General features: G+C 70.7%; 6 protein-coding genes. 5 read left to right on the top strand and 1 reads right to left on the bottom strand.

Annotated features, from left to right (window positions below):
• The 5 genes from AB0M52_RS29705 to AB0M52_RS29725 all read left to right on the top strand — a co-directional run.
• Positions 1 to 455: tRNA (guanine(46)-N(7))-methyltransferase TrmB (locus AB0M52_RS29705; protein ID WP_363960610.1), on the top strand; the 455-nt coding region annotated here is incomplete at its 5' end.
• A 53-nt stretch (positions 456 to 508) separates the two neighbouring features.
• Complete coding sequence (locus AB0M52_RS29710) at positions 509 to 3,013, top strand: DUF3516 domain-containing protein (protein ID WP_363960612.1); 2,505 nt, start codon at positions 509 to 511, stop codon at positions 3,011 to 3,013.
• A 121-nt stretch (positions 3,014 to 3,134) separates the two neighbouring features.
• Positions 3,135 to 3,779 carry a hypothetical protein gene (locus AB0M52_RS29715; RefSeq protein WP_363960614.1) on the top strand — a complete coding sequence of 215 codons (645 nt, stop codon included), beginning with the start codon at positions 3,135 to 3,137 and terminating at the stop codon, positions 3,777 to 3,779.
• A 226-nt stretch (positions 3,780 to 4,005) separates the two neighbouring features.
• Positions 4,006 to 4,467: a DoxX family protein gene (locus AB0M52_RS29720; RefSeq protein ID WP_363960616.1), complete on the top strand. Its 462-nt coding sequence runs from the start codon at positions 4,006 to 4,008 to the stop codon at positions 4,465 to 4,467.
• Positions 4,468 to 4,590: 123 nt separating this feature from the next.
• Entirely contained in the window at positions 4,591 to 4,950 is a 360-nt protein-coding gene (locus tag AB0M52_RS29725; protein WP_363960618.1) for a YciI family protein, read from the top strand.
• 22 nt (positions 4,951 to 4,972) lie between these two features.
• Here the strand turns inward: AB0M52_RS29725 and AB0M52_RS29730 are convergent, their stop codons facing one another.
• Complete coding sequence (locus AB0M52_RS29730) at positions 4,973 to 5,353, bottom strand: cytidine deaminase (RefSeq protein WP_363960620.1); 381 nt, start codon at positions 5,351 to 5,353, stop codon at positions 4,973 to 4,975.
• Between the last annotated feature and the right edge of the window lie 175 nt (positions 5,354 to 5,528).

Genomic DNA, 5,528 nt, shown 5'->3' on the forward strand with positions numbered 1-5,528 from the left:
ACCCGGATCGAGACTATCTGGCGGTCGAGGTGCACACGCCCGGAATTGCCAACCTGCTGGACCTGGTCCACCTGCGTGGCCTGGGCAACGTACGGGTCGCCGAGGGCGACGCGTTGGAGCTGCTCCGGCTGCTGCCGCCGGACTCGCTGGACGCGGTGCACGCCTTCTTCCCGGACCCGTGGCCCAAGTCCCGGCACCACAAGCGCCGGCTGATCCAGCCGACCCACGTCGCGCTGCTGCGCTCCCGGCTGGCCGTCGGCGGCACGCTGCACTGCGCCACCGACTGGGCCGAGTACGCCGAGTCGATGCGGGCGACCCTGGACGCCGACCCGGGCCTGGTCAACCTGCACGACGGCTTCGCGCCCCGGCCCGCCCACCGGCCGGTGACCCGGTTCGAGCGGCGGGCGCAGAACGCCGGCCGCCCGGTCGCCGACCTGCTCTACCGCCGCCGGTAAGGAAGGGCCCCGGCTGGCATCCGAGGGCATGATCCAGGCACCATGGACCGGCCATGACACTCACCGCCGCGCTGCCGAAGACCGCCGATCCCGACACCCTCTACGACGCGTTCGCCAGTTGGGCGTCCGAGCGCGGCCTGGATCTCTACCCCCACCAGGAGGAGGCGGTCATCGAGATCGTCTCCGGGGCGAATGTGATCATGAATACGCCGACCGGCTCCGGCAAGAGCCTGGTCGCGATCGCCGCGCACTTCGCCGCCCTGGCCGACAACCGGACCACCTTCTACACCGCGCCGATCAAGGCCCTGGTGTCGGAGAAGTTCTTCGCGCTCTGCGAGGTGTTCGGCGCCGAGAACGTCGGCATGCTCACCGGCGACGCGAGCGTCAACGCCGACGCACCGGTGATCTGCTGCACCGCGGAGATCCTGGCCAACCTGGCCCTGCGCGAGGGCACTCGGGCCGACGTCGGCCAGGTGATCATGGATGAGTTCCACTTCTACGCCGAACCCGACCGGGGCTGGGCCTGGCAGGTACCGCTGATCGAGCTGCCCCAGGCGCAGTTCGTCCTGATGTCGGCCACGCTCGGCGACACCACCCGGTTCGTCGACGACCTGACCCGGCGTACCGGCCGGCCCACCGCCGTCGTCCGCTCGGCCGAGCGGCCGGTCCCGCTGCTCTTCTCGTACGCGATGACGCCGCTGCACGAGACCCTCGAGGAGCTGCTGGAGACCAAGCAGGCCCCGGTCTACGTCGTGCACTTCACCCAGGCCGCCGCCCTGGAGCGCGCTCAGGCGCTGACCAGCGTCAACGTCTGCACCCGCGCCGAGAAGGACATGATCGCCCAGGCGATCGGCGGGTTCCGGTTCACCTCCGGCTTCGGCAAGACGCTGTCCCGGCTGGTCCGGCACGGCATCGGCGTGCACCACGCCGGGATGCTGCCCAAGTACCGCCGGCTGGTGGAGACCCTGGCCCAGGCCGGGTTGCTCAAGGTCATCTGCGGTACGGACACCCTCGGCGTCGGCATCAACGTGCCGATCCGCACGGTGCTGTTCACCGGCCTGTCCAAGTACGACGGCATCCGGACCCGGCTGCTCAAGGCCCGCGAGTTCCACCAGATCGCCGGCCGGGCCGGGCGGGCCGGCTTCGACACCCTCGGCCGGGTCGTGGTGCAGGCCCCCGAGCACGTCATCGAGAACGAGAAGGCCCTCGCCAAGGCCGGCGACGACCCGAAGAAGCGGCGCAAGGTGGTCAAGAAGAAGCCGCCGGAGGGGTCGATCGGCTGGGGCCAGCCGACCTTCGACCGCCTGGTCTCGGCCGAGCCGGAACCGTTGACGTCCAGCTTCCAGGTCAGCCACTCGATGCTGCTCAACGTCATCGGCCGGCCCGGCGACGCGTTCGCCGCGATGCGGCACCTGCTCACCGACAACCACGAGGACCGGGCGGCCCAGCGCCGGCACATCCGGCGGGCCATCGCCATCTACCGGGCGCTGAAGGCCGGCGGCGTGGTCGAGGAACTGCCCGAGCCGGACGAGACCGGCCGGCGGGTCCGGCTCACCGTCGACCTCCAGCTCGACTTCGCGCTCAACCAGCCGCTGTCACCCCTCGCGCTGGCCACCATCGAACTGCTGGACGCCGAGTCCCCGTCGTACGCCCTCGACGTACTGTCCGTGATCGAGTCGATCCTCGACGACCCGCGTCAGGTGCTCTCCGCGCAGCAGTTCAAGGCCCGCGGCGAGGCGGTCGCCGCGATGAAGGCCGAGGGCATCGAGTACGAGGCCCGCCTCGAACTGCTCGACGAGGTGACCTGGCCCAAGCCGCTCGCCGACCTGTTGGACAACGCGTACGAGATGTACCGGCAGGGGCACCCGTGGGTGGCCGACCACCAGCTCTCCCCCAAGTCCGTCGTCCGGGACATGTACGAACGGGCGATGACCTTCACCGAGTACGTGCAGTTCTACGGGCTGTCCCGCTCGGAGGGCCTGGTGCTGCGCTACCTCGCCGACGCGTACAAGACGCTGCGGCAGACGGTGCCCGAGGAGGCCAAGACCGAGGAACTGGTCGACCTGATCGAGTGGCTCGGTGAACTGGTCCGGCAGGTCGACTCCAGCCTGATCGACGAGTGGGAGCGGCTGCGCAACCCGACCGACCTGCCCGATGTCGCCTCCGCCCTGGAGGACCGCCCGACTGCGGTGACCCGCAACGCACGGGCGTTCCGGGTGCTGGTGCGCAACGCCCTGTTCCGCCGGGTGGAGCTGGCCGCGCTGCGGCACTGGGACGCGCTCGGCGAGCTGGACGCGGACTCCGGTTGGGGCGCGGACGCCTGGGCCGACGCGCTGGAGCCGTACTTCGAGTCGTACGGGGAGATCGGCACCGGGCCGGACGCCCGCGGCCCGGCGCTGCTCATGATCGAGCAGGGTCGGGAGCGGTGGACGGTGCGGCAGATCCTCGACGACCCGGACGGCGACCACGACTGGGGCATCAGCGCCGAGGTCGACCTGGCCGCCTCCGACGAGGCGGGCGCTGCGGTCGTGCGGATCACCGACGTCGGTCAGCTCTAGAAAATTCTTTCTTCAGGGGCCATCCGGAGTGTCCGGGTGGCCCCTTATCTTCCCTGGGCGATGTCAGACCCGTCGATTAGAATGTATGTACTAATCGAGTTCCTGACCTGGGAGGATGCTCGTGACCGCACCCATCTCCACCCCCCTCACGCCGTACGCCACCCTCCTCGGTTTCACCCGGTACGTCGACCGCACCGGTCCCACCAAGGCCAGCTTCGTCGGCGGCCTGCGTCGGCAGCGGGCCAGCCGCTCCGGCTTCAACCCTCACGGCCAATTCGTCAAGGCGCTCAAGGCCGACATCGCCTTCCACACCGGCGGCACCCACCTGACGCAGGTGGTCGACGTGGTCAAGCCCCGGTGGCGCCCGCTCTACCAGGCCCTCATGCCGGGGGCGACGGCCTGGCTGCACTCGCTCGGCGAGCCGACCGGCGTCGACCTGGCCCAGACCCGGGACGCCCTGGCCATGCTGGGCGACCTCCCCATCAAGATCAACCCCCACTTCGGCATCCGGTTCGCCGACGGCCGCGCCGAGGCGGTCCGGCTGCACTTCGACGAGGCCCCGCCCAGCGAGGAGGCGATGCTGGCCGCCCTGCACCTGACGGCCCGCCACATGGACGCCGTCCTGCCGCACGCCGAACCGGTCCTGGTCGACGTCCGCCGCGGCGTCACCCACCGGATGCCCGACCGGGTGAAGCCCGACGAGATCGAGCGCTGGCTGGCCGGCGAGGCTGCCGCCTTCCGCGCCATCTGGTCCGCCGCCGCCTGACCGGCGGCGGCACCGAGACAGCCCAAACTTTCACCGTCAAAGGTTGAACCCTCAATCATTTGTCGCTACGGTTGGTCGCAGCGGCGAGCCTGACCGGTTTCGACCGGTGTCTGCGCTTCCGTCCGCTGCGTCACCGTCCAACGGCCACCAGGCCAGCGCGGTGACTTCCTCCGGTGTCCCGGGCCCGGCCGGTCAACCAGCGATCACCTGAACGAGGAGGAGACCCATGACCCTGCCCACTCCCATCCGTGACGTCGGCGTACTGCTCGCCCGGATCGGTGTCGGCATCGTGTTCTTCGCCCACGGCTGGCAGAAGCTGGTCACCAACGGAGTCGACGGGACGGCCGCCTTCTTCGGCCAGGTCGGCGTACCCCTGCCCACCACCTCGGCCTGGTTCGCCACCGGCGTCGAACTGCTCGGCGGCGCGGCACTGATCCTCGGCGCGGCCGTGCCGGTCGCCGGGGTTCTGCTCGCCTTGCAGATGATCGGCGCGTTCGTCTTCGTACATGCCGGCAACGGCCTCTTCGTCGACCAGGGCGGCTACGAACTCGTCCTCACCCTCGCCGCGGCCAGCCTCCTGCTGGCGGCGGTCGGCGCCGGGCGCTTCAGCCTGGACCACCTCCTGTTCGGCCGTCGCCGCAGCACCGCCCCGGCCTCCGCCGACCTGGCGTCGGCCGGCCGCGCCTGACCGTTAACCGAGCCAGCACTGGCGGTCCGCTCCACCTCGGGCGGACCGCCAGTGCTGATTCGGCGACCCGGAGGTAGTGGACATCAGGCCCACAGGACGCATATCGGCCCCTAGGGTGTGGATATGCGATTCGACCAGCACACGATGGTGCTCCTGGTCCGGCCGGGGGACGCTCCCGACCTGCCGCGAGATGCGGCCGATCTGCTGGAGGACGCGCACCTGGCGCACCAGGCCGGGCTGGTGGAACAGGGTGCGGTGCTCGCGGCCGGACCGTTCGTCGACCACGACAACGAGCAGATCCGGGGTATCGCCGTGCTCTCGGTCGACCCGGAGATGGCCCGCGAGCTCTATCACAACGACCCCGCCGTCCGGTCAGGTCAGCTGATCGCGCACGTGTTCTCGTGGATGGTGCCGGAGGGCAACGTCCGCTTCGAGAACGTGCCGGTCCCCCGCTCGATGCTGGAGGTCGCCGCAGGCGACTGACGCCGGGGCCGCCCTGCCGGCGTCAGTCGGCGAGGTCGGCGGCGGCGAGCAACTCGGTCACCGGCACCACCCGTGGGTCGTCGACCGGGCCGACGATCACCCGCAGCGCCGGGAAGCGGTCGGCCAGCAGCCGACGGCACGATTCGCAGGGGGCCACCACGGTTCGGCCGCGGTCGCCTACCGTGACGATGGTCTCCAACTCGCTCACGCCCTGCGTGACGGCGGCCCCGAGTACGACCACCTCGGCGCAGGCACCCCCCGGCGGGTGCACGACGTTCACGCCGGACACGACCCGACCCTCGGCGGTCCGGGCCGCCGAGGCGAGGGTGTGGGCGGCGCTGCGGCAGCGCAGCTTGGCCACCGCGCTGGCGGCCTGCACCAGCGCCCGATCGGTGTCCCGCATGGTCATCAGCGTCCCCGTGCTCGCTCCTGCTCGGCGATCAACGATAGACCTGCCGCCCTGGGACACCCCCACCACACGGCCCCTAATGAGTTGTGGGAGTTGGCCGGTGGGTGAGGCAGACTCCTGGTGGGTAGCCGCTGGCGGATGAGCACTTGTTCGGCCTGGGCCTGGTGTG

The organism is Micromonospora sp. NPDC051296, from assembly GCF_040682255.1.
GTDB classification, from domain to species: Bacteria; Actinomycetota; Actinomycetes; order Mycobacteriales; family Micromonosporaceae; genus Micromonospora; species Micromonospora craterilacus.